Genomic DNA, 23,692 nt, shown 5'->3' with positions numbered 1-23,692 from the left:
CCCCGGACCCCCCGCTGTCTGGCCGGTCGCGGAGCCTGTCCTGAGCGGAGCCGAAGGGCTCCCAGGCTCGGAACGTTGTCCTCCTTCAAGGGGGACCGTCTGAGCGCCCGCTGAGCGAAGCGATGGGCGCTCGGACGGGGGGTCCGGGCCGGAGATCAGTAGCATGCGGTCGCCCAGGGCTACCGAATCTGCCCCTCGGCCCGGAGCCAGGCCTCGGTCCGCGCCATCCCATCGTCCAGGGACACGGCGGGCCGCCAACCGAGCACACGCGCGGCCTTGTCGATGGCGTAGGTGCCCGAGTGCGTGACGTACTCCAGCGTCCGCCCCGACAGCGGGGGCGCCTTCCCTACCAAGCGGAACGCGCCGGCCACGACGGGCGCCGCCACCCGGGCCACGCTTGGCGGCACCGACCGCAGGCGGACGCCCAGCATCCGGGCGTAGTGGCCGAAGAACACCCGAGGCGAGACGCCCTCCCCGCCGGTCACGTGGAAGACCTCGCCGAGCCCGGCCGGGTGCCGAGCCGCTCGAAGGCCGCCGGCCACCACGTCGTCCACGAACGTGGGCGAGAGCACGCCGCGGTCGCCGTCGACGAGCGCGAACGTGCCGGCCCGGAGCATCTCGACGGCCCGGACGGTCCACTGGCGGCTGCCCGGCCCGTAGACGTCGCCCGGCCGGATCACCGTCGCCCGGACGCGGCCCGCCGCGACGGCCTGCAAGACGGCGTGCTCGGCGGCGATCTTGGCGTCGGTGTACGGGTTGCCCGTCGGCTGGGGCGGGTGCTCTTCGGGGCACGGGTCCGGGAAGTGGCGGCCGTGGACGACGACCGACGACAGGTGGACCAGCCGCCCGGCGCCGGCGGCCGACGCGACGACGCGGCGCGTGGCCTCGACGGTCTGGGCCCGGAACTGGGCTCGCGTCCCGACCTCGCCCACCCTCGCCGCCGCGTGGACCACCAGGTCGGCGCCCTCGACCCGGCGGGTCCAGTCGCCGGGCCGGGCGAGGTCGGCGACGAGGGTCTCCCACTCGGCCGGGCCGGGGACGAGGTCGAGGCCGAGCACGTCGGCGCCGTCGGCGACGAGGGCCCGAGCGAAGGCGCTCCCCAGGAACCCGCTTGCCCCCGTGACGACGGCGCGCACGGGCTAGTCGATGGGGTCGGCCACGACGGCGAGCGCGACCGTCTCGGTGTCGAGGCAGTCGGGGTCGCCGTCGCACGACGGCGCCAGCAGGTTGCTCGGGGCGTACTCGATCTGGACGCGCCGGTCCAGGATCACGTTCGAGTCGCACACCGAGTAGTCCGCGTGGACGGCCTCCGTTGCGCCGCCGTCGGTGCGGAGGGTGAGGGTGCACGAGACGTCGCCGCTCTCGATGTCGGTGACCACGCCGCGCGTGGGGACCGTGGCCCCGGCGACGGTGACCTGGGCCGGGCCCGTCGTGTCGACCTCGGCCGCGAGGTCGGGCGCCGCCACGTCCGTCGTCTCGTTGGACTGGACCTCGACCTCGCCCCGTGGCGCGTCGCGGGCCTCGTCGGTGGCGTCGGTGGCGCAACCGACAAAGAGGGAGGCGAGCAGGAAGGTCGACGCGGTGAGCAAGCGGGGCATCGGGGGGTCGAGAGCCGGGGCCGGAGTCTACGGGTGGGGCGCCGCCGCGATCCCCGTGCCTCGCCCCTCACCCCGGATGTGCCCGAAGGACGGGCTGAGAATCGCGCGCCGACGCGTGACACGGCCGGCGCGCAGACCCTGTATAAGAAGGCGACGCCCGGCGCGACCCGCCGGGGACGCTTTCCCTCCGTTCGCCCCGCGACGCCATGCGCCTCCTCATCCTGCTTCTCGTCGTGTTCCCGACGCTCGCCGTCCATGCCCAGCCGCCCCTCACGTCCGGGGTGCGGCCGATCGGAACCCGACCTGTCATCTCGGACTATGTATTGCAAGAGGTGAGGCGAAGGGCCACGCTGGTCAAGCCGTCGCTCCTGAACCTGCCTCCCCGCCCGTACCAGATCGCCGACGGGGACCAGATCCAGGTCGTCACGGACCGCGTGCGCACCCTCTCGTTCTGGGTGTCGAGCCCGGAGCACAACCAGACGACGACCGTGACGGTGAGCGACCCCGAGGGGGTGGTCCTGGACTCGCGGATCACGCCCGGCGCGTACGCGAGCGTCGAGCTGGACGTGGCCGTGTACGGCGGCCTTGGCGTCACCGACGGGAGCTACTCGGCCCCGGTCACCATCACCGCGCAGGACAACGGCTTCGGCCCGCGGAGCACGACGGTCACGGTCACGGTCGAACCGGTCGACCCGCCGGCGGCCGACTGCGATCCGGCCGTCAACATGGGGCTCAACCGCTTCGACACGGCGGGGTTGCTCGACGTGTACCGCGGCGGCAACCAGCCGTTCGACCTGAGCTCGTGCACGCTCGTGGTCTTCGGCCCGCGCTCGGGGACCGTGCTGAGCGCCGTGTCCCTGCCGACGACGATCCGGCCCTACCACGACGTCGAGCTGTCGGTGTCTACCGGCCACCTCCTCCCCGACCTGTTCACGCCAGGGCAGGGCGCGTTCGCGCTCGTGCGCGGGACCGCTGCACCCGGCGACGCGCTCGCCGACGTGCTGGCGTCGACCGACTTCGTGCTGGGCGCTGTCTACGGCGGGCGGTTTTACCTCCCGATCCACGCCGTCTACGACCAATCCGTCCCGGACACGATCTTCGACGCCTACTCCCACCCCGATGACCCTGTCGGCCGGCGGGCCGCCTTCGACGCCGCGCTCGACGAGGTGCTCGGCTTGTCTGCCGAGCGGCCACCGATGGTCCCGTTTCCCTTTCTCCCCGGTCCCTCTCTCCCCGGTCACTGACCCCTGCACGAGGCGAAGACGCTGTCCAAAGCCGCGAGGACGACGGCCTCAGTGCCCACTTCGTCGGCGGACGGCAGCGCGAAATCGCCGGGACCCGTCGTGGGGACGGTCGCCTGGAGACCGGACGGCGCGGGCCGGAGCCCGGAGACGTCGGGAGCGCCGAGAGACTCCCGAGCGCAGCGGGCAGCGTCGCCGGCTCGGGGGGAGCGGTCCGCGCGCGGGTCACTCAGACGCCGGCGCGTAGTCGAACGCACCGATCACGCCCGGGAACACGACCGGGCTCTCGCTCCCGTCGGCGGCGACGGACGAGACGCCGAACAGGTAGTTGTCGATGACGACGTTCTCCAGCGTGTACGTCTGCCGGGCGTCGCCCGAGTCCGGGACGAAGACCGACCGTTGCCACTGGGGCTCGGTCGTCAGCCGCCACCACACGCGGAAGCCGGCGAGCTGGGGGTTCGTCGCCGCGTCCGGCCGGTCCCAGCTCAGCGTCGTGCTCGGCTGGACGGCCCCCTCGATGGCGACGCCCGACGGCGGGGCCGGGGCGCCGGCGAGGACCGCCAACGTCACCGCGTTGAGCGCCGTCAGTTTGGCCGCGTAGTCAAAGTCGACGTACTCGACGGTGTCGCCGAAATGGCGTGGCGAGCCGTCGGGGTGCGTCTCCGTCCGCAGGTCCTGGTGCTGGCGGTCGTAGTGCTCGTGCGTCTCCATGATCCGGACGCCCGGGTAGCCGACGTTCGTGAACGGCGTGTGGTGGCCGCCTCGCCCGAACCGGTCGAGCCGGTAGACCATCATCACGTCCAGGTTGCGGACGTACTGGTCGGCCATCCGATCCACGACGCGGGCGAGGTTGCGGCTGGGCCCGTCGTTCTCGCCGCCCGTGAACCGGCGGACGCGGGCCTCGCGCTCGGTCTCGGTCGGCCGCGTTGCCTCCGAGAAGACGCGGGCACTCGTGTTGTCGCAGACCCCGTCGATCCCGCACGAGTTGCCGATCATGTCGTTGTTCAGGACAGCCTCGATGTCCCACCCCTCGTCCCGTGCGATCTCGGCCATGATCTGGCCGCCGAACAGGCCCTGCTCCTCGCCGCTCAGCCCGGCGTAGACGATGGTCCCGGGGAACCGGTACTGGCTCAGGACGCGGGCCGCCTCGATGGCACCGGCCATGCCGGAGGCGTTGTCGTTGGCGCCGGGCGCATCGCTCTCGCCGTCGAGCGCGTCCGAGGCCCGGCTGTCGATGTCGCCCGACATGACCACGTAGCGGTTCGGGTCGGCCGTCCCGCGTTGGATGGCGAGCACGTTGACGACCTCGGTCGGTTGGGGAATCCGCGTCTCGCCGGCGATGGTGCGGCGCTGCTCGACGACCTCGAGACACCCGCCGCACGCCGCCGAGATCCGCTCGAACTCGGCCCGGATCCACCGCCGCGCCGCGCCGATCCCGCGCGTGTCGGAGACCGTGTCGCTCAGCGTGTGGCGCGTGCCGAAGCCCGCGAGCGTCCGGATGTCGGCCTCGACGCGGTCGGCCGAGACGGCGGCGGCGACGGCGTAGAGGGCCTGGACCTCGGCCGGCGGCGCGACCCCGCCGACGAGCGAGTCGGGCCACGCGGGGTCGGCGGGCCGGTTCGGCTCGACGCCGGGCTGGGCCAGCGCGGCGGGCGCGGCGAGGACGACGAGGACAGCGAGCAGGCGCATCGGACGCGGCAGGCGAGGGGACCGCCAACGTACGAGCCCAGCACACTCTCGGACGGTCGGGGGCTCCCCCACCCAAGGCGGGCGCGTCCTCGCCTGACGACGTCCCCTCTCCCCGTGGGAGAGGGGACCCGATCTCGCTCACCAAACAACTTCTCAGCGCTTTGACGAGTCGCTACTGCTCCGTCCACCGTGCGCCGGAGTCCGTCGCGAAGTCTCCCTCCTGGACAGGGAGGGACAGGGGTGGCAGACCGGGCCGATTACGCGGCCGTCAACAAGAGCCTGTCGCAGCACTCAGCCGGGCGTCACACCGCGGCCAGCAGCAGGGCGTAGCCGATGGCCCCGAACGCGAACGGGGCGAACCGGCTCGCACGGTCCTCGGGCAGCTCTTCCTTGAGCGTGTTGAGGACGACGCCGCCGGCCAGGAACGACACGAGCCCGGCCACGACCGCCTCGTGGACCTCGGTCACGACCCCGACCGCCGCGCCGGCGACGACGGCCGCCGCCAGCACCCACCGTCCGACCCGGTCGTACCGGGCCTTGTGGTGGTCCCGCAGCCCGAAGTCGTTGACGAAAAAGTGGAGGGCCATCGCCGTCCAGAACAGCGCGACGCCGACGCCCGTCCCGCCCTCCCCCTCGCCCAGGAGGTAGCCCACGAGGACGTTGTACAGGCCGTAGCTGCCCATGTGGAGCCAGAACACGCCGGGCTCCGTCCGGTCCTCGGGCTCCGCCGCGTCGTCCCGCGACGACTGGGCCGCGCGTTCGAGCCCGTAGAACGCGACCAGCCCCAGCAGCGCCAGCAGCCACACGTGGCCCTCGCCGATGACGAACTCGGTCAGGCCCGTCTCGGCGAGCGCGCGCTGACCGGCGGCCACCTGCGGCAGCAGGTGCGCGAACACGTAGGCGACCGAGATTCCGCCCGCCAGCGACAGCCACCGGCTCCGCGGGACGACGCTGAGGAACCGGAGCTTCCCGGCCACCAGGTGGACGGCGGCGAGACCGGCGGCGAGGACGAGCGCGAGCATAAGGCAACCTACCGCCGGCCTCCTGAGCAGGGCCCCGAGTGGCGGGGTCTCGGGTAGGGAATCCAAATTGTGAGGTACAGGCCTTGACGTCACAGGACCGAGGACCGAAGACGGGTCCGTCTGGCGGTCTTCCATCCTCCGTCTCCGACGCCTCAGCGACGGATGGAGCCAGGCCGCGTCAGTGCGCGTCGAGCCAGTTGTCGGCCACGCCCACGTCGACGACGATGGGGACGTCGCCGAGCGGGAACGCCGTCGCCATCTGCTCCCTCACGAACGCCGACACCGGCTCGATGTCGGGCTCCGGCACCTCGAAGACGAGCTCGTCGTGGACCTGCAAGATCATCCGGGCACCGGCCGACACGTCCGCCAGCCCGGCCTGGATGGCGATCATCGCGATCTTGATCATGTCCGCCTGCGTCCCCTGGATGGGCATGTTGACGGCGACGCGCTCGGCGAAGGCCCGGTCGTTCGGGTTGCGGGACGTGATGAGCGGGAGGTAGCGGCGCCGGCCCAGCAGCGTCTCGACGTAGCCGCGCTCGCGGGCCTCCTCGATCAGCCCGTCCAGGAACGCGATCACGCGCGGGTACGACTGGCGGTACTGGTCGATGAGCTCCTGCGCCTCGGCGTTCCCGATTCGGAGCCGGTTGGCGAGGCCGAACGCCGAGATCCCGTACGGGATGCCGTAGTTGACCTGCTTCACGCGGTCGCGCTGGGCCCGCGTCACGGCGTCGTAGTCGACCGAGAACACGCGCGCGGCAGCGGCCGTGTGGATGTCCTGGGCCTGGGCGAACGCGGCCGTCATGTCGGGGTCGCCCGACATCGACGCGATGATGCGGAGCTCGATCTGGGCGTAGTCGGCCGCCATCAGGACGTGCCCCGGCTCGGCCACGAACGCCCGGCGGATCTCCTTCCCCAGGTCCGTCCGGATCGGGATGTTCTGGAGGTTGGGGTTCGAGGAATTATGCACCACGATCCCCTGCGCTGTGTATTGCTCCACGTCCTCCACGGCGATGTCGAACATGGGCGTCGCCGCCTCGTGCTCAATGGTCGAGACGGTCACCTCGAAATATCGAGCAGCGACGGCTTCCTCGAGGAAAGACGCCGACTCGAATGGAACGGCCTCGTTCACATGGTCCACGACCCACTCGGCTCGGGAGAGCACGACGGTGTCGGTTTCGCCTCGGAGCTTTGAGGTGAACTGGTGAACCGCATTCGGCACCCGCCCGTCTCCGTCACGGAGCGCGTCGTAAAGGGCGGTCTGGACCGGAGCGAGGTCGAAGTCCTCCGGCAACGTAAGGAGCTCGGCACGGCTTTTCGAGGTCGGCTTCGATGCGAGGTCCGCGCAGGCTCGTCGCTTGCGGTCGGACAGGAAGCCGATGCGCTTGTGGAACGCCCGCTTCGAGCGGTCGCCCGAAATGCGGAGCGTGAAGCGCGGAGCGTATCCGCGCGGATCGGCGCTGCCCTCGGTAATGCCCGACGGGATGCCAAACAGCGTGAGGAGGTGCTGGACCCCCTCCAGCATCCCGCGGCTGACGGAACGCACGCTGATGCCATAGTCCGGCGCCACGCATCCGTCCCCCTCGAAGTAGCCCCGAAGGAACGCAGCGACGACAGGCTCCGGAGCCCCGAACAGTCCGGGAGGCACACCGATGTCGGCTGAGAGCCCTCCGGCCCCCAGCTGTTCGATGGCACCGCCGATGTCAACGCCGGACACCTCCAGCACTGGGCACGTCCGGGTCGTGCGGCGAGTCGGCTCCTTCCCGAACAGCGCCTGGATGTGATCGCTGAAATGATCCATGAGATCCTCCTCGCCCCACCCGAACGCCAGCACCACCTTGGACGGCTTGCCATTGTAGGCACTCCGTGCGATGTGGCCATCGGCCATGACGTACCCGACCAATTCGGCGAGGGACGGCGTCCAGTGCTCCGGGAGCCGGGGCGACTTCCGCGTCGCGTAGGCCGCCGTCCGCTCCAGGGCAAGCTCGGTGGCCGTCCCGAAGAGCCCGTCGGTGTGCGTCAGGTAGACGGGATCGCCCGGGCGCAACGCATCCGCCCGGACCCAACGCCCTCGGCTCCGAACGCGGTGCTCTGGGCTGCACCGCAGCGCCGCCCCGTGCGAGAGGTGGAGCGCGACCATCGGCTTGACACCCGTCGCCTGCCACGCGAGCACGCGACGCGGGCCGAACGGGGTCCGCACCCGCTCGCCCGGCTGCACCGACTCGATGCCGACGAGGCCCCGGTCTGTGTTCACGAGAGTCCCGGCCGGGAGGCACGACAGCCGGCCCGTCGCCGTGACGGTCTGGTTGAAGTCGGTGTGGACGCGGCCCGTGTCCGGGTGGATCAGCTCGGGCAGCTTGTCGACGTAGGTCGACTTCAGCTTCGACACCTTGCGCCAGTCCAGGACGAGCGCCGGAAGCGGGTGCTCCTGGGCCAGCTCGCTCAGGACGCCCTCGTCGGTCTTGGGCTTGCCCGTTTTGGTCTTGCCGAGCGGCTTGAGCCCGACCCCGAACGTCGGCGCCTCCTCCGCCAGTTGCTTTTTGGTCTTGGGCTTGGCGTCGGGGTCGCCCTCGACCTCACCGGCCTCGTTGTCCTTCACGTCCTGCTCCCACTGGACCGCCGCGGCCTTTTCCTCGTCCGTCGGCGGCGGGTTGAACAGGACCTCGCCGAGTTGCTTGGTCGAGCCGATGCCGAACGGCCGGCCGGCCTGCTCGGTGATCTGCTCCTCGAGCTCGGCGAGCTGGGCGTCGAGCTGGCGGCTGATCTCGGCGAGCACTTTCTCGTCCACCTTGACGCCGGCCATCTCCATCTGGGCCAGGACCGGCACGAGCGGGAACTCGATCTCCTGGGCGATCTGCAACAGCCGGCCCTCGCCCCCGTCGATCTCTTTTAGCGCCTCGGTCAGGATGGGGACCAACCGGAGCGCGACGTCGGCGTCCTCGCAGGCGTACGGGCCGACGTCCTCGACCGGCACCTGGTCCATCGTCAGCGCGTTCTTGCCCGTCCCGATAAGGTCGGTGATGGGCTGGGGCCGGTAGTTCAGGTGGAAGCTGGCGACGTCGTCGAGCTTGTGGCTGGCCTCGGGGTTCAAGAGGTAGTGGGCCACCATCGTGTCGAAGATGGGGCCGCGGACGGTGACCCCGTGCCGGGCCATCACCTCCAGGTCGTACTTCACGTTGTGGCCGACCTTGAGCAGCGCGTCGTCTTCGAGCGCAGCGCGGATAGGCGCGAGCGCCTGTTGCTCGGGCGTCCCGTCGGGCAGCGGCGTGGGGACGTAGACGGCCCGCTTCTCCTCGGCCGCCAGCGACACGCCGACGAGGCGCGCGCGCATCGAGTCGGTCGACGTGGTCTCGGTGTCGAACGACAGGCGCTCGGCGCCCTCGACGAGGGCCGCGGCGGCGTCGAGGTCGTCCTGCTCGTAGACCGTCGTGTAGGCCACGGCGTCCTCGTCGAGCGCCGTGACGGGCTCGTACGGGCCGAAGTCGAACGAGAGCGAGGGGTCGTCCTCGGGCAACGTGGTAAAGGCCCGGCCGGGCTTCCCGTCGGCCCGCTGGCGCAGGCGTCCCTCGGCGTAGTCTCGCGCCCGGTTCCGCAAGCGGGACCCGAAGCCGACCTCGTCGAACAGCGCGTTGATCTCGTCGAGGTCGGGGTCGGTCCGGCGCAGCGTGTGCCAGTCGAGCTCTTGACCGTCCGGGCCTTCCAGCGGGACGTCCGTCCGGATGGTGACGAGCTTCTTGCTCAGGCGCGCGTCGTCGGCGTGGTTCGTCATCCCCTCGCGGGCGCGCTTCCCCTTGAGGTCGGCGGCGTGCTCGATGAGCGACTCGACGTCGCCGTATTGGTCGATCAGCTTGACGGCCGTCTTCTCGCCGATCCCGGGCACGCCCGGCACGTTGTCGGACGAGTCGCCCATCAGCGCGAGCAAGTCCACGAACTGGGCCGGTTCGAGCCCACCGTACTTCTCGCGGAAGGTCTCGGGCGTCTCGCGGTCGAACGTCTCGCCCATGTAAGGCGGCCGGAGCATCGAGACGCGGTCGGACAGGAGCTGGCGGAAGTCCTTGTCGGCCGAGAAGATGACGGCGTCGACGCCCTCGTCCTCGGCCCGCTTCGCGAGCGTCCCGATCACGTCGTCGGCCTCGACGCCCTCGACTTCGAGGACGGGGATGTCGAACGCCTGGACGAGCCGCTTGATGAGCGGGACGTTGATCTTGATCTCGGGCGGCATCGGCGGCCGGTGCGCCTTGTAGTCGTCGTAGAGTTGGTCGCGGAAGGTGGGCTGGCCGCCGAGCGCGTCGAACACGACGGCGATGTGCTCGGGCCGCTCGTCCTCCAAGAGCTTGAGGAGGGCCGTCGCGAAGCCGTAGAGCGTCCGCGTGTCGGTCCCGTCGGGGGCGCTGAGGCTGGCGTTCTTCATCGAGAAGAACGCGCGGTAGGCGAGCGCCATCGCGTCGGCGAGGAAGAGCGTCTCGCGGGCCTCGTCGGCCTCGACGGCGGTGAGGTCGTCGGCGAGATCGGCGGGCCGGGCGTCGGGGTCGTCGAGGTCGGCAGGAAGGGTGACGCGGAGGTCGGCGTGGGGCGGCGCGTCGTCGTCGAAGAGGGAGGGCTGGTCGGCCATCGGAGCGGGCGTGTTCGGATCGGGCAGGCTAACGCCGCCCGGTGCCGACGGGTTGTCGCCCGTTGGGTCTCGCGAGTCGGGCCGGTTTAGCTTCGCGTCGGCTTCTCTCCTTCTCATGCCTGGCCCGATCTGGACGCTCTCCGACTTCGGCGCCTCGACCCGCGACGGCACCTCGCGCGCCCAGGCCCTGCTCGACGGGGAGCCGTTGTGGTTCGAGTCGGACACGCACGCTCTGGAGCCGCTGCCCGAGGCGTTCGCGGCCGGCCTGGTGATCCCGGCCTTGCATGCCGGCGCGACGATCCGCATCGAGGGCGACCTCGACGAGCGCTGGGTCGACAACATCCGCCAGCTGGCCGACCTCTACGCCGGCTGGTGGGACCTGCGGGCCACCCTCCCGCTCGACCCGACGGGGCTCATCCGACGCCCGTCCGTCCGGTCCGACGCCCGCGCCCAGTGCTTCACCGGCGGCGTCGACTCGTTCTACACGCTGCTCAAGGAGCCCGAGCACCGGACGACCCACCTGTTCTTCGCCGAGAGCTACGAGCGGGCGCTCGTGTCGGAGGCGCACTGGGCGGCGGTCCGCGAGCTGCTGGGCGAGGTGGCCGACGAGTTCGGGATCGGCCTCCTGTCGCTCCGCTCGAACCTCCGGTCGTTCCCCCAGCTCGACGGGCTCCAGTTCGGGACCCACACCCAGGGCGGCGCGCTCGCCGCCGGCGGCCTGGTGTACTCGTCGGCCATCGACGTCATGACGATCCCGTCGAGCTACGGCTACGTCTACGGCACGCCCTACGGCACCCACTGGGATCTCGACCCGCTGTGGTCGCTCCCGGGCCGGATCGAGTTCGTCCACGGCGACGCCCCGATCCGCAGTGCCAAGGTCGCCGCCATCATCGGCGAGCCCGCCGTGCAGGCCCACCTCCGGGTCTGTTGGATGCCCGGGGCGCCGCCTGGCGGGAACTGCTCCCGATGCGAGAAGTGCGTCCGGACGATGATGTCGCTCGCCAACTCTGGCGACCTCGACCGGTTCGCGCGGTTCGACACCTCGGTCCCGCTGGCGAAGCGCGTCCACGGACTCCAGGACGTCGTCCCCTCCCTGTGGGGGATTTGGGCCGACCTCGGGCGGGACAACCCCGACCGGTCGGTCCGGCTCGCCGTCCGCTGGCTGCTCGCCCGGAGCCGGCTCCGCCAGCTCCGGATGAAGGCGGGCGTGCGGACGCGCGCGCGCGCGATCCGGGACGCCGTCCGCCCGTGAGATTCAGCCGGCCGGCCGGGACGCGACCAGGATCTGGAGCTCCCAGTTCATCTCGCACCCGTCGGCCTCGGTGGACCCGAGCCACTCGGCGATGCCGCTGCGGACGTGGTCCGGCGTCGCCCGGTCGAGCCCGAACATCAGCGTGCAGCAGTCGACCATCTCGTCGGCCGAGCCGAACACCCAGGGGTAGGCGGCCGTCTCGTCTCGAGCGACCTCGAACCCGGCCCCGGCGAGCGCCGCCCGGAACCCGTCGTCGACGAACGTGCCGGTGTGGCCCATCGAGTTGTGCGCGTCGACGAACGTGTCGAGGAACCCCTCGACCCGGGACCCCGCCCGGACGTCGGCCGCGACGAACCGGCCGCCGGGCTGGAGGATCCGGTGGACCTCGGCGAAGACGCCAGCCTTGTCGTCGACGTGGTGGAGCCCGGCCAGGCTGATCACGACGTCGGCGGAGGCGTCGGGGAGCCCGGTCTGGTCGAGCGGGCTGAGGCGGCGCTGGAGGCCCGGCCGCTCGGGGCACTGGTCGTAGAACGCCTGGGTGGTCTCGATGGCGACGACCTCGACACCCTCCGTGCCGATCCAGTCACGCAGGTACCCCCCGCCCGACGGCATGTCGACGACGACGTCCCCCGGACAGAGGCGGGCGGCGTCGAGGACGAGCGCGAACTCGTGCCGCCGGGCCTCGGGGTAGCGGAGCATCGCCTGGTGGTAGGCCACGCCGCGCTGGTTGAAGATGTCCTGGTACGAGTCGAACATGAGCCGAGATCGGGTGACGCTGAGGGGAGAAAGTCTAAAGCGAACACGCTTCGTGCCAGACGCCGCCTGTTGCGTTCCGTCGAAGATCTGGTCTCGCAGGCTCCCCACCGCCGCGACCGCGTAGCGGGGCTCCCCCCTCCCCCACTCCATGCCCGTTCTCCTCTTCGACATCGACGGCACGCTGCTCCAGTCGCACGGGGTCGGCCGGCGGTCGGTGACCGCGGCGCTCGACGCGCTGGCCGGCGACACGTTCGACTTTTCCGACGTCGAGTTCTCGGGCAAGACCGACCGCCAGATCTTCCGCGAGGTGTTGGAGGCGGGCCAGCGGTGCGGCCTCGACGTCTCGCCCGACCAGGCCGACGCGCTCGGCGAGCTCTACCGGAGCGAGATGGAGACGAACCTGCCCCAAGCGACCGTCGAGGGCCTGCCCGGCGCCGTCGCCCTCGTCCGTCGGCTGGCCGAGACGGAGACCGAGATGGGGATGCTGACGGGCAACCTGGAGCCGCTGGCCTACCTCAAGATCGAGCAGATCGGGCTGGGCCGCGACGAGCTCCCGTTCGGCGCCTTCGGCAGCGACGACGCCGACCGGAACGCGCTCCCGGCCGTCGCCGCGCGCCGGGCCTCGGAGCGCTACGGCCGCGAGGTGACGCCGGACCAACTCGTCGTCATCGGCGACACGCCGCGCGACATCGCCTGCGCCCGGGCCGTCGGCGCGACGGCCGTCGCGGTCGCCACGGGCCGCTACTCGGCCGACGACTTGCGCGAGGCCGACGTGGTGCTCGACACGCTGGAAGCGTTCGACCTGGCGGCGCTGGCGTGACCGCGCGGGGACGCGACCGGAGCGATCAGGACGTGAGGGCCTTCCGCATCGTGACCGAGCCGCCCTTCGACTCCCCGACGACGACGAACCCGAGCCGCCTGTAGAGCTGGAGTGCCGGGTTCGACTCGGACACGCTCAGGCTCACGGCGTCGGACTCGCGCCGAGCCTCCGCCAGCAGGCGACGGAGCACCGTAGTCCCGACGCCGCGCCCACGGTGCCCCGGCAGGAGCGCCATCGACAGCTCCGGCGTCGCTTGGTCGACGAACCCGAACCCCCGGTCGCTGGCCGGCCAGCGGCGGAGCCACGCGGCCCCGACCGGCACGCCGCCCACCTCGGCGACGACACCGAGGTCGCCCGGCCGCCCCATCCAGCCGGCGACGTAGCGGGCGATCTCGGGCCGGCGGACGGCCTCGGCCGGGAACGGCTCGGCCCCGGGCGGGACGTGGAGGGCGTGGTAGAGCGCCGTCCAGAGGAACGGCTCGTCGCCGGGCGTAGCCAGTCGGACGTGCGGCTCCACGGGGGCGGCCCCGAGCTACTGGACCACCAGCCGCGCGCGCCCGACGAGGTAGACGCCGGCCGCGTGGGGCGCGTCGAAGGAGCCGTCGGCCCGGGCGTGGCCGACGAGCCGGCCGCGGACGTCGTAGATCGGCGCGCCGGGGCGGGCGCCCGTCACGCGCGCACGCACGCGCGCCGGGTTGGGCGCGAGGGGCACCACCGTCGGCGACGGGCCCGGCTCGGTGGCCACGATCCCCCGAGCCAGGACGTCGCCCAGGACGGCCGAGAAGAACAGGGCGCCCTCCTCGTCCGGGTGGAGCCCCCCCGTGAGGAGGTTGGCGCCGTACCGGCTGAGGAGACGGATCGGCCCGTCGGCGCCCGCGCGGTGGGTCCCGAACGAGAGCTCGGCCCACCCGTTGTCCGCGAGCCACGCCCGGGCCTCCGCGCTGCCGTCGAAGAGGACCCCGTCGGTGGCGTCGTAGATCGAGACGAACGCGACGTCGGGGTTGGCCAGGGCCACCTCACGCATGGCGATCCCGGACCGCTCGTTCTCCTCGGCCGTCGTGATCGACAGGTTCTGGATGGCGTGGGGGTGAACGAGGAGGATCACCGGGGGCGCGAGGCCGGCGGCGGCGAAGGCGTCGCGGGTCTGCCCGACGACTCGCTGGAACACGTCGCGCTGGTCCTCCACCGACGCGCGTTCCTGGGCGAGGTAGATCGCGGCGACCGACGGCTGGTCCGGGTCGAGCGTCGTCGCGGCGAGGTAGCCCGCGAGGTCGGCCGTCCGGAACCGCTTGACCGAGTCCGGCGGGGCCGGGTCGGCATCGGACCCGAACCCCCAGTAGCTCCACGACCGGTCGGCGAGGAACTGGGCGTAGTGGCCCGGGCCCGGCGCTCCGGCCAGCACCGTCCCCGCCATGTGGACGAAGCCGGGCGCCGTGAGGGTCGCGCTCACCGAGACCGTGCCCCCGTCGTCGTCGACCGAGGTCGGGGCGCCGAGCGCGAACCCGCTCGTCGGGAGCGGGGTCGAGGCCGCGTCCGAGCCGGCCAGCCGCAGGGTGCCCCGGGCCGTCGCGCCGGGCTGGGCGTAGAGGAGCGGCCGGACCGTGGCCCCGCCGTCGAACACTCGGCCCTCGGCCCCGGCGTTGCCGTCGGTGAGCAGGGGGACCTGGAGGTCTATCGAGCCGAGCGAGCGGGTCCCCTGGGGCAGGTTCCATTCGAGGAGCCGGAAGAGCGGGAGGCCCAGCGTCGACTCGAGCGACGTGCCAGACGCGAGCACGTAGTTGTTCTCGTCCCACACGACACGGGCCGCCGGGCCCGCCGGGACCAGCCGGGTCAACGTGGACTGCGACCCCGTGGCGACCGCGGCGACCCGGTCGAGCGGCCACGTCCGGAGCGCCGCGAATGGGACCCGCAGCGGGGTCGGAACGGCGAAGCTGTCGCCGAGCCAGACCCACCGGCCGTCCTTCATGAGCGGCCCGACGAGGTCGAGCCCGACCGGCGACAGGTCGGCCCGGGCGGGCTCCGGCCGGTCGACGTGGGCGCGCTCCAGCGGGTCGGCGCGGGAGCCTGCCAGCCCGAGCTGGGCCGCGCCCAGGGCGATCAGCGCGCAGGCGCCGGCGACACCGGCCCACCGTCGGAAGGCGCTCGTCTGTCGGAAAAAGCGAGGTCCAGTCATGGGACGGAGCGACGGGATGCGGGACCCTCCGCGCGCCGGGCACGTGTCGTCGGGGTCGCGCGGGGACGCCGGGGATCGGCGGGGTCCGTTCTCAACGGGAGAGGAGCGCGGAGCGTGCGCCAGGGACTCCGCGGCCGGAGAAACGGAACGCTCGCCCGGGCGTTCCCGTGTCCGGCCTCCGGGAATCTACCGCGCCACCACGACCCGACGGACGGCCACGGCGCCCCCGACCGTCACGCGGACAACGTAGACGCCGGGCGGCGCGGCGCTCAGGTCGACCGTGTACCGGTCCGCCGCCGCGCGCGCCCAGGCCACCCGCCGGCCGACGACGTCGAGCACCTCGACCTCGGCCCCCCGCAGCCCGGCGCCCTCGACCACCACGCGGCCGGCCGTCGGGTTGGGGAAGACGGCCAGGCCGAGGCCGGCCGGCCCGTCCTCGGCGGCCACCGACGACGGCGCGTAGGCCCGCCGCGCCAGCGACGGGTCGACGACGAACGGGTTGGGCGTCCCCTGCTTCGAGGCGATCCACTCGCTCCGCGCGGCCTCGCGGTCGTCGACGGCGTCGGTCTCGTTCCACGTCAGGAGGTCGTCGAGCATCTGGGCGAAGAAGGCGTCGCCGGTCGAGGTGATGGGCCCTGGGTAGATCGCGTAGAAGTAAAACACGGCGCGGGCCGCGTTGCCCTTGTGGTCGTGGCGCGGCTCGAAGCGGTCGGGCCGGTCCTCGCTCCACTCGTCGAGGTCGGTCGTCGGGATGGCCGACTGCTGGGCCGAGCCGCGGTACCACCGCTGGGTCTGGGCGTCCGGGATCTCGCCGAACGGGTCGTTCCCCCGGGCCGCGTTGACGTCCTCGCGCGACGGGAACAGGTTGTGCATGTCCGAGCCCTGGGGCTGGTTGGTGTCGGCGCCGAAGGACTGGGGCCACGTGTGCTCGGCGTTGATCCCCTTTGCAAAGGCGTGTTGCGACGGGTCGGCGTTGGGCGAGAGTTGGACGCAGAACCCAGTGTAGACGCCGCACAGCGCGCCGTCGGCCTGCTGGTTGTAGGTGTAGAGCTGATCTCGGGCCGGGCCGTAGCCCAGTGTCTGGGCCGGCGCGTAGCTCGCGCGGATGGAGTCGAGCAGGGCGGGGCCCTGGACGCCGGGGAACAGGACGGTCTGCCCGAGGGCGGACGCGGAGACGAGGAGGCCGAGGAGGGCCGCGGAGAGAACGCGCACGGGGAGGGACGATGGGGCCGGGCAACTTCGCGCGCCACAACGCCGACGGCGAGGCCCTTCGGCGATCACACCGGATTTCCTCTCACCCGAACCGCCGCAACGTCCGCTCGACCGGCGCGCGGTAGCCCGGCCCGTGCGTCAGGTGGTCGATGAGGTGGAACAGGTTGTAGACCTCGCGGCGGTCGGCGTATCCGGCCGGGCCGTCGAGCGGCCACGCCTGGCGGTAGCCGTCGTAGAACGCATCGGAGAACCCGCCGAACAGCTCGGTCATGGCCAGGTCCGCCTCGCGGTGGCCGACCGACACGGCCGGGTCGATGATCGCGAACGCCACGGGCGACGGCGCAGCCAACCGGCCGTCGGCGGTGGGGAGCGCGTTGCCGGCCCACAGGTCGCCGTGGAGCAGCGACCGCGGCGGCGTCTCGGGAAGAAGCTCGCCCAGCCGTTCGATCATCCGATCGAGCGGGCCGTCCCACGCCGCGTCCCACGCGCCCCGCTGGCGGACCGTCTCGGCCTGCGCTCGCAACCGCCGCTCGCCGAAGAAGGCCGGCCACGAGGCCCGCCACCCGTTCCGCTGCGGCTTGCTCCCGATCCAGTTGTCGGCGTCCCAGCCGTAGCCGTCGCCGGGCGCGGGGGCGCGGTGGAGCGCCGCGAGCGCCGCCCCGAACCGCCGCCAGTCGGCCGACGTTGGGCGCCCGCGCTCGATCCAGGGCAGGACGAGGACGCCAGGCCCGTCGCCGTCGGACTCGCGGACCGCGAGCGGAGCGGGGACCGTCAGGTCGGGCCCGGCCGCGTCCGCCAGGGCCGCCAGCCCCTCGGCCTCGGCGGCGTAGGTCCGGCCGGCCGCGCCCTCGCCCCACTTGGCGAACACCGGACCGGCCGCCGTCTCGACCCGCGCCGCGCGCGACACGTCGCCCCCGCCGACCGGCGTCACGGACGCGACCGCACCGACCTCGGCCTCGATCCGCTGTCGGACGGTCTCGGGAAGGCTACTGGTCACGGATCGCGTCGAGCAGGCGCTGCATAAACCCGCCCTGCGCCCGGGCGCCCTGGCGGACGAGGTCGAGCGAGGCGGATCGGTGCCCGCGATCCCACGCCGCAACGAGGGGCTGGCGGCGACCGGGCAGCGGGTCCAGCGCGCCGCGGGCCCCATTCGGCGGCGCCTCCAGGGCGTAGATCGTGGCGTGGATGCCGGCCTCGGTCATGGCGCCCAAGCACATGCTGCACGGCTCGAGCGTGGTCGCCAGCACCAGGCCGTCGTCGGCGCCCGGCCCGGCCATCAGGGTGTGGAGCGCGTCGGTCTCGGCGTGGCGCAAGCGGTCGCCGGCGGTCGTGGCCCGATTGCGGCCCCGCGCGAGTACGGTCCCGTCCGCCCGGCCGATGACGGCGCCGATGGGCGCGTCGCCCGCGTCGAGCGCCGCGCGGGCCTGGTCGAGCGCCTCCGCCATGAGCGCGTCGGCGGCGTCGGCCGTGAGCGCGGCTTGGCCGGGCTGGGCGGCGTCGAGCGCCGCGTCGAAGTCGTCCGCCAGCGCGGCGACGGACGGGTAGACCGCGCGGGCGCCCGCGCCCTCCAGGTCTTCTTGGGACCACGTCCACGTCGTCACGCCGACGAAGGCGGCCCCGCCCCGCCGTGCCGCCTGTCCGTCGTAGACCGTGTCGCCGACCAACACACAGCCGGCCGCCGGCACGCCGAAGTGCTCGGCCACGACGCGCACCAGGTCCGGCTCGGGCTTGCTGCCGTCCACGTCCGACGAGGTGGTGACGTAGTCGACCCGGTCGCGGAAGTCGACGCCGGCCGAGGCGAACAAGGCGTCGAGGTCGTCCTCGGAGGACGAGGTGGCCAGGGCGACTGAGAGGCCCCGCCGGCGGGCGGCCTCGGCGAGCCGCTCGGCGCCGTCGAACACCGCGAGCGACTCCTCGCGGGCGATCTGGTGGAAGTGGCGGCCCAGCGCGTCGCGGAAGGCATCGCCGCGGTCGCGCTCGAACGACGTCCCGAACACGTCCGGCACGACGTGGTCGGCGCCCTTGCCGATGACGCGGTCGAACCGGTCCCGGGCGATGGGGATGCCGAACTCGGCGGCGGCGCGGGCGAAGGCGCGCGCGTGCGCGGCGTTCGAGTCGACGAGGGTGCCGTCGAGGTCGAGCAGCAGGACGGAAGCGGACATGGGATGGGGGCGAGAGCCCGGCCTACGCGCCGGCCGCGCCTGGTGTCCGGCTCTCCCGGTCTTCAGGCCACGCCCGACGGACCGACGCCAGCGCTCCCGCCGAGCGGAGCGTCACAGCTTGTCTGACGGGTCCGTGCGGGGGCGGATACGTGATGCGTGATCCGTGACCCCGGTCGGGCGAGTCACGCATCACGGGTCACGCATCAGCGGCGACCGAGGGGCCACCCCACCCGTCAAAGACTCTGTGACAGAGCACTGGTGCAGCTTCAAGCCAACGGTGACGGGTCCGCGCGGTCGTGTTGCGTGTTGCGTACTTCAGATCGGGACACGCAACACGCGATACGCAACACCGAGCACGACTCGACAGGATTCTGTTGACGTTGCACTAACCACGTCCCCGCTCGCGCAGGACCATCATCAGGAGCGCGACCACGACCAGCTCCTCGTGTTCCATCATCAAGTCGCCGGCCCGGTCGAGCGTGAACTGGCCCTCCCACACGGCCGGCTCCTTGGCCAGCGTCATCACCGGGGTGCCCTCGCGCTCGGGCGTCGCCCGGTCGTCGGCCTCGACGGTGTAGCTCGGGTTGACGTAGTACCCGACGACCGCGCCCGCGATGCCGAACTGGCCCAGGAACGAGTCGATCACTTTCTTCCAGACGTCGTCCTCGTGGACCCGGAATACCGCTCGGCCCTCGACGTCCAAGATGTCGTAGCGGGCCCGCCAGAGCGACCGCCGCCCCCGCCGCGCCAGCGCGCCGACCTCGCGCCCCAGCCCGTCGCGGATCCGGTAGACCGCGTTGAAGTCGAGGACGCGGTCGGCGGCGATGGTGTAGAGCGCCGTCTGCTTGGTCTCGTCGCGGTAGACCGTCACGGCCTCCTTGAGCTTGAACGCCTTCTGGTGGACGAACAGGACCGGCGCGCCGTCGGCGTCGGTGACCCGGACCTGGGGCGCGACCGCCAAGATCTTGAACGACAGCGTGAGCGGGTACTTCAAGGCGGAAGGCGGAAGTCAGCGAGATCGTCGTGGCGTTGTCAAGCCGCGGGCGCGAGAGTTGTCCACACCGAGGGCAGGATCTCTCCCCACGTCATGCCTTCCCCACTGACCCACCGACGCGCTGACGCACGGATCACTGACCTCCGGGGACGTCCCAGCCGTAGACGCCGGCCAGGCGGCGCAAGATCGCCGTGGTCGTCCGGTCGGCGATGTCGAAGACCCGGTCGAAGCCCTCGGGCCCGCCGTAGTACGGGTCGGGCACCTGGTAGTCGCCCGGCTCGGGGTCGAACTCGCGGAAGAGGCGGACGCGCGTGCCGTGGTCGCCGTCGGGGTCGAGCGCTAGGGTGTCGTGGAGGTTCGCCTTGTCCATCACGAACACGTGGTCGTACTCGTCGAGGTCGGCGCGGTCGAGCTGGCGGGCCTGGAGGCGCGAGAGGTCGGTCCCGCGCTGGGCGGCCGTCGCCGTCATCCGCCGGTCCGGTGGCGCGCCGACGTGCCACCCGCCGGTCCCGGCCGAGTCGACCTCGACTTCGGCGTCGAGGCCGGCCTCGGTCACCTTCTGCTGGAACAGGCCCTCGGCCAACGGGCTCCGGCAGATGTTGCCGAGACAGACGAACAAGACGCGGACGGGGCGGCCGGACGGTCGTTTTGGGGACATGGATCGCGATTCGGGCGTCTGGGGGCCGGTACGGCTTCGTATCCGCTCGTACCCATTCGTAGATCGTTTGGAAGGTCTTTGGAACCCTTCCCAAACAGGCGGGAGGTGGCGCGGGCCCGCTCGGCTGGGAGCAGCGCGAGGTACCGTTCGGTCGTCTTGACCGAGGCGTGGCCGAGCTCGTCGCGGACCTGGACGAGAGAGGCCCCGCGGAGAAGGAGGTTGACGGCAAATGAACGCCTGAGCCCGTGGGATGGGCCCGAGGGGAGGTCGGCAAGCTCGCGGCACGTCCGGAAGGTATGGGAGAGCGTGGTCGGGCTCACGGGGAGACGGCCGGTCGCCCCTCCAACCCGTGCTCGTCGTCACGGTCCGTCCGGCGGGTCGCTTCGTAAGGTCGCGGAGGACGGCCTCGGCGCAGGGGACCATCGTGACATGCCGGCTCCGACCTGGCTTGATCCCGCGCCCCTCGTCGATGCCCTCGACAAACCCGACGCCCCAGGGTGAGGCCTCGGGGAACACGACGTCGCGCCGCCTCAGCCCGCCCCTTCCCCACGAGGGGCCAACGCGCTCGTCAGCGAGTGACCGTGAGGGTACGGGTCCGGCGAAGGGTGTCGCCCGCGACCCGGACCAGGTACGTGCCCGACGGGAGCAAGGACGTGTCGATCCGGACCTCGTGCGCGACTCCAGCCGTGACGGGCTCGGTCCACCCGGACACCCGGCGGCCGATCGAGTCGTACACCTCGACTCGCAGATCTTGTGGCTGCGACGCCGTGACTGTGAGCGTCGCGGTTCGCGCGGCCGGGTTCGGCGCCGGGAGCGAGACGGCGTCGGCGGCATCGGGGCCGTCGTCCGATGGGACGCCCATGCAGGAGAGGTCGCTGCCCCAGTGAGACTGGAGTCCGTCGAGCCACGCATGGAACGCCTCGTCGTCGGGGACGCAGAGGTTGGTGTCGCGGTAGTTGAGAAACCGCAGGTTTAGTCGGGTCAGGTCGATCGGGAGCGGGCCGGAGAGCCGTGGGTTTCGGTACACGTAGAGGGTCGAGAGGTTAGTCGCGTCGGCGATCTCGTCCGGGAGCGGCCCTTCCAGATCATTCTTGCCGAGGTTGAGCCAACGGAGGGTTGGCAACGCGCCGAGCCACTCGGGGATCGGTCCCGTCCGGTTCGTGCCCTCGATCGCGAGGGCGTACCAGGGGTAGGGGTCCGATGACCCTCTCGCCCATCGGAGCCACTCGGGGATCGGGCCGGGGTCGAAGTCGTTCTCTCCCGCATGCAAGTCCGACAGAACCGGAAACGAGTCTGTGAGGTCGGGGAAAGGGCCGGTCCGCGACGTCCTGTCCACGCGCAGGGAAAAGACCGACTCGGACCGGAACGATTCCGGGAGAGGCCCGGGGTCGAAGCCGTTGTCCGATAGAGCCAGACCGCCGAGCTCCGGGTAGCCGGAGAGGTCGGTCGGGAAGGGCCCCGTCAGTGCCGCACCTCCGAGTCTGAGGTATTGAACGGCCGACACGTCACGGGGCGTCGGGAACTCCCCCCCGATGGAGGTATGGGACAGGAAGAGGCTCACCAGTCGAGGGAGCTCGACGAGCTCCGTTGGGACGCCGCCCGACAAGTCGTTCAACGAGAGCTCCAGGTACCGAAGGTTGCGCGCCCGGGTGTAGCTGGCGGGGATGGAGCCCGTGAACGAGTTCCAGAAGAGGTCCACGACTTCGATCGACTCGGCGGACCCCTCGACGGAGGGGAGAGGGCCTGTGAACCCGTTGTACGACAGGTCGAGCTGTCGGAGGCCGGTCATGCCGTCGAGCGTCGGGAGCGGACCGGTGAGCTCGTTGCGCGAGAGGTCCAGCTCGCGGACCGACGTGAGCTCCGAGAGCGACGCCGGGACCGACCCGTTTAGGCCGTTGCTGGGAAGACGGATGGCGAGCACGTTCCCATTCCGAACCGCGACGCCGAACCGGTCCACGTCGCCCCCTTCGGACCACCCGTCCCGCTCGACCCACGCGCCTCCCCCCGTGGTCGCGTACAGGTCGTCGAGCGCCGCGACGTCTGACGCCGCCAGCGGCTGGCGAACATACGAGGGCGCGCACGCGGCGACCTCCACACGCGACCGGATGTAGTCGCGGACCGTCGGGTGGAGCTCCAGCCGTCGCGTCCTGCAGTAGCTCATGATCGTCCCTTCTGACGCGACCCTCGGCTCCGCGTAGCAGTTGCCCTCGACGGACACGCAGTAGTCGATGGGGCCGTCGGGCCAGAAGCACGAGTGCGTGTGGGGGGACCCGAAGTTGTGGCCGAGCTCGTGGCTAAACAGTCGGACCCGGTCTGACTCTGGACTCACGCGGCCCGTGAACCCGTACCCGAAGTCCTCCGAGCACAGACCGTCACGAAACGCGATCCCGTCGAAGCTCGGCGGACGCTTGGGAGAGAAGTAGTGGGCGAGCGTCCGGTCGACGTGGCCCATGTGGTCCCGCCAGTAGTCTCGGAACGAGTCAAACAGACCGCCGTTGTCGGTCTCCGGGCCGTACGGGTCGTTCTCGTCGCTCCACACGCGGACGTACGGGACGACCAGCCGGGTGCCGGCGTCCCGCTCGAAGATGGACGACGCCGCGGCGACCTGCGCGACCATCCACTCGGCCGCGGCCTCGACGGACCCGAACTCCTGGAACATCTCGTAGTCGCCCTCGAGCGCGACGGCGACCTCGACCGAGTCGATGGCGCCCCCGGCCATCTGGGCGCCGACCCGGTCGAGGAACGCCTGGGAGGGCGGCCCGGTCGGCTGAGCCGGGGTGCTGCGTCGCTCTGGCGGCGTGCCCGGCTCGCCGTCGAGGAGGCGAGACCGGTGGAGGTCATAGAGGTCGGGGGCCGCCTGTTGTCGCGATCCGCTCTGGACAGGGGGACCTGTCTCGACCCCACACTGGGGGGGTGGCGCGAGGAGGGCGTCGGCGCGGTAGAGCACGTGGGCCCCCGGGCCGGCCTCTGCCAGCGGGGCGAGCGTGTAAGTGTGGTCGTCCGTCTCGAACCGGCCGTACACGCCGCCCGGCGCCACGGTGGCCGTCGACCGGGCGTCGGGGCTCGCGAACGTCGCCACCTCGAGCCGGACGGGGACGTCGCCTCCCGGCCTGCCGGCCACGACGACGGCGCCGTCGGTCAGGACGGCCGTCTTCCGCATCGCGACCGTGCCGAGGCGCGGCACGTCCAGCACCAACCCGCCCGACGAGTGGGGGGCCACCCCGACCACGTCCTGCGGCGGGACCCTCACGAGGTCGTATCCGGACAGGGCGAGAGCCGGACGGACGCCGTCGGCGTCGACGCGGGAAAACTGGAGCGCCACCGGCTGGGCCGCGGCTCCAGACACGAGGGCGAGGGCGAGGAGCGTACGGAGCATTGCAGAAACGAACAGGTGCAGACAGGGGGCGAAACCTCGGCATCGAGAGGAGTTACCGGGCGACGGTGATTCGACGGGCGACCCGCTGGCGCCCCGCGACGAGGCGGAGCACGTAGGCGCCCGGCGTCAG

General features: G+C 72.0%; 18 protein-coding genes. 3 read left to right on the top strand and 15 right to left on the bottom strand.

The genetic code is table 11. The features are described from left to right. Positions 1-179: 179 nt before the first annotated feature. Together ACOOHE_RS05955 and ACOOHE_RS05950 are read right to left on the bottom strand one after the other, a co-directional pair. Positions 180-1,136 (bottom strand): NAD-dependent epimerase/dehydratase family protein, encoded by a 957-nt coding sequence (locus tag ACOOHE_RS05955; RefSeq protein WP_420456885.1) that lies wholly within the window; start codon positions 1,134-1,136, stop codon positions 180-182. A gap of 3 nt (positions 1,137-1,139) precedes the next feature. After that, positions 1,140-1,598 carry a hypothetical protein gene (locus ACOOHE_RS05950; RefSeq protein WP_420456884.1) on the bottom strand — a complete coding sequence of 153 codons (459 nt, stop codon included), beginning with the start codon at positions 1,596-1,598 and terminating at the stop codon, positions 1,140-1,142. A 206-nt stretch (positions 1,599-1,804) separates the two neighbouring features. Here ACOOHE_RS05950 and ACOOHE_RS05945 point away from each other — a divergent pair, with 206 nt between their 5' ends. Further along, positions 1,805-2,842: a hypothetical protein gene (locus ACOOHE_RS05945; RefSeq protein ID WP_420456883.1), complete on the top strand. Its 1,038-nt coding sequence runs from the start codon at positions 1,805-1,807 to the stop codon at positions 2,840-2,842. A 222-nt stretch (positions 2,843-3,064) separates the two neighbouring features. On the opposite strand, the gene ACOOHE_RS05940 is transcribed toward ACOOHE_RS05945, so the two are convergent. The 3 genes from ACOOHE_RS05940 to ACOOHE_RS05930 form a co-directional block, all read right to left on the bottom strand. Beyond that, on the bottom strand, positions 3,065-4,528 hold the full coding sequence (locus ACOOHE_RS05940) for a M28 family metallopeptidase (protein WP_420456882.1): 1,464 nt from the start codon (positions 4,526-4,528) through the stop codon (positions 3,065-3,067). Between the two features lie 302 nt (positions 4,529-4,830). Beyond that, positions 4,831-5,550 (bottom strand): hypothetical protein, encoded by a 720-nt coding sequence (locus ACOOHE_RS05935; protein WP_420456881.1) that lies wholly within the window; start codon positions 5,548-5,550, stop codon positions 4,831-4,833. A 178-nt stretch (positions 5,551-5,728) separates the two neighbouring features. Beyond that, complete coding sequence (locus ACOOHE_RS05930; RefSeq protein ID WP_420456880.1) at positions 5,729-10,159, bottom strand: DNA polymerase; 4,431 nt, start codon at positions 10,157-10,159, stop codon at positions 5,729-5,731. A 115-nt stretch (positions 10,160-10,274) separates the two neighbouring features. On the opposite strand from ACOOHE_RS05930, the gene ACOOHE_RS05925 reads away from it, so the two are divergent. Then, entirely contained in the window at positions 10,275-11,411 is a 1,137-nt protein-coding gene (locus ACOOHE_RS05925) for a hypothetical protein (protein ID WP_420456879.1), read from the top strand. A 3-nt stretch (positions 11,412-11,414) separates the two neighbouring features. On the opposite strand, the gene ACOOHE_RS05920 is transcribed toward ACOOHE_RS05925, so the two are convergent. Then, a complete protein-coding gene (locus ACOOHE_RS05920) occupies positions 11,415-12,167 on the bottom strand; it encodes a class I SAM-dependent methyltransferase (RefSeq protein WP_420456878.1) in 753 nt (250 codons plus the stop codon). Between the two features lie 148 nt (positions 12,168-12,315). On the opposite strand from ACOOHE_RS05920, the gene ACOOHE_RS05915 reads away from it, so the two are divergent. Continuing rightward, positions 12,316-12,987 carry an HAD family hydrolase gene (locus ACOOHE_RS05915; RefSeq protein WP_420456877.1) on the top strand — a complete coding sequence of 224 codons (672 nt, stop codon included), beginning with the start codon at positions 12,316-12,318 and terminating at the stop codon, positions 12,985-12,987. A gap of 25 nt (positions 12,988-13,012) precedes the next feature. Here ACOOHE_RS05915 and ACOOHE_RS05910 read toward each other — a convergent pair whose 3' ends face one another. The 9 genes from ACOOHE_RS05910 to ACOOHE_RS05870 form a co-directional block, all read right to left on the bottom strand. Then, positions 13,013-13,504: a GNAT family N-acetyltransferase gene (locus ACOOHE_RS05910; RefSeq protein WP_420456876.1), complete on the bottom strand. Its 492-nt coding sequence runs from the start codon at positions 13,502-13,504 to the stop codon at positions 13,013-13,015. A 15-nt stretch (positions 13,505-13,519) separates the two neighbouring features. Beyond that, entirely contained in the window at positions 13,520-15,160 is a 1,641-nt protein-coding gene (locus ACOOHE_RS05905) for a hypothetical protein (RefSeq protein WP_420456875.1), read from the bottom strand. Positions 15,161-15,346: 186 nt separating this feature from the next. Further along, the gene (locus ACOOHE_RS05900; RefSeq protein ID WP_420456874.1) at positions 15,347-16,372 is read right to left on the bottom strand and encodes an endonuclease; all 1,026 of its coding nucleotides are present in this window, start codon (positions 16,370-16,372) and stop codon (positions 15,347-15,349) included. An 82-nt stretch (positions 16,373-16,454) separates the two neighbouring features. Next, positions 16,455-17,369 (bottom strand): fructosamine kinase family protein, encoded by a 915-nt coding sequence (locus ACOOHE_RS05895; protein WP_420456873.1) that lies wholly within the window; start codon positions 17,367-17,369, stop codon positions 16,455-16,457. After that, complete coding sequence (locus ACOOHE_RS05890) at positions 17,359-18,534, bottom strand: HAD-IA family hydrolase (RefSeq protein WP_420456872.1); 1,176 nt, start codon at positions 18,532-18,534, stop codon at positions 17,359-17,361. Before ACOOHE_RS05890 ends, ACOOHE_RS05895 begins: the two co-directional genes overlap by 11 nt. 385 nt (positions 18,535-18,919) lie before the next feature. Beyond that, entirely contained in the window at positions 18,920-19,528 is a 609-nt protein-coding gene (locus ACOOHE_RS05885) for a hypothetical protein (RefSeq protein WP_420456871.1), read from the bottom strand. 133 nt (positions 19,529-19,661) lie between these two features. Continuing rightward, entirely contained in the window at positions 19,662-20,186 is a 525-nt protein-coding gene (locus ACOOHE_RS05880) for a low molecular weight protein-tyrosine-phosphatase (protein ID WP_420456870.1), read from the bottom strand. Then, positions 20,081-20,506 carry a tyrosine-type recombinase/integrase gene (locus tag ACOOHE_RS05875; RefSeq protein WP_420456869.1) on the bottom strand — a complete coding sequence of 142 codons (426 nt, stop codon included), beginning with the start codon at positions 20,504-20,506 and terminating at the stop codon, positions 20,081-20,083. Before ACOOHE_RS05875 ends, ACOOHE_RS05880 begins: the two co-directional genes overlap by 106 nt. A gap of 248 nt (positions 20,507-20,754) precedes the next feature. Next, positions 20,755-23,562 (bottom strand): M12 family metallo-peptidase, encoded by a 2,808-nt coding sequence (locus tag ACOOHE_RS05870; protein WP_420456868.1) that lies wholly within the window; start codon positions 23,560-23,562, stop codon positions 20,755-20,757. Between the last annotated feature and the right edge of the window lie 130 nt (positions 23,563-23,692).

It is taken from the genome of Rubrivirga sp. (assembly GCF_965213695.1).
Classification (GTDB): domain Bacteria; phylum Bacteroidota; class Rhodothermia; order Rhodothermales; family Rubricoccaceae; genus Rubrivirga.
The sequence above is the reverse complement of the archived record's forward strand: the minus strand, read 5'-3'. Positions and strand labels throughout refer to the sequence as shown.

What these genes read in the sequence shown, in the direction of transcription:
- ACOOHE_RS05870 (WP_420456868.1), bottom strand. Translation starts at nt 23,562, where the DNA reads ATGCTCCGTACGCTCCTCGCCCTCGCCCTCGTGTCTGGAGCCGCGGCC.
- ACOOHE_RS05890 (WP_420456872.1), bottom strand. Translation starts at nt 18,534, where the DNA reads ATGTCCGCTTCCGTCCTGCTGCTCGACCTCGACGGCACCCTCGTCGAC.
- ACOOHE_RS05880 (WP_420456870.1), bottom strand. Translation starts at nt 20,186, where the DNA reads ATGTCCCCAAAACGACCGTCCGGCCGCCCCGTCCGCGTCTTGTTCGTC.
- ACOOHE_RS05945 (WP_420456883.1), top strand. Translation starts at nt 1,805, where the DNA reads ATGCGCCTCCTCATCCTGCTTCTCGTCGTGTTCCCGACGCTCGCCGTC.
- ACOOHE_RS05920 (WP_420456878.1), bottom strand. Translation starts at nt 12,167, where the DNA reads ATGTTCGACTCGTACCAGGACATCTTCAACCAGCGCGGCGTGGCCTAC.
- ACOOHE_RS05950 (WP_420456884.1), bottom strand. Translation starts at nt 1,598, where the DNA reads ATGCCCCGCTTGCTCACCGCGTCGACCTTCCTGCTCGCCTCCCTCTTT.
- ACOOHE_RS05940 (WP_420456882.1), bottom strand. Translation starts at nt 4,528, where the DNA reads ATGCGCCTGCTCGCTGTCCTCGTCGTCCTCGCCGCGCCCGCCGCGCTG.
- ACOOHE_RS05930 (WP_420456880.1), bottom strand. Translation starts at nt 10,159, where the DNA reads ATGGCCGACCAGCCCTCCCTCTTCGACGACGACGCGCCGCCCCACGCC.
- ACOOHE_RS05915 (WP_420456877.1), top strand. Translation starts at nt 12,316, where the DNA reads ATGCCCGTTCTCCTCTTCGACATCGACGGCACGCTGCTCCAGTCGCAC.
- ACOOHE_RS05935 (WP_420456881.1), bottom strand. Translation starts at nt 5,550, where the DNA reads ATGCTCGCGCTCGTCCTCGCCGCCGGTCTCGCCGCCGTCCACCTGGTG.
- ACOOHE_RS05905 (WP_420456875.1), bottom strand. Translation starts at nt 15,160, where the DNA reads ATGACTGGACCTCGCTTTTTCCGACAGACGAGCGCCTTCCGACGGTGG.
- ACOOHE_RS05925 (WP_420456879.1), top strand. Translation starts at nt 10,275, where the DNA reads ATGCCTGGCCCGATCTGGACGCTCTCCGACTTCGGCGCCTCGACCCGC.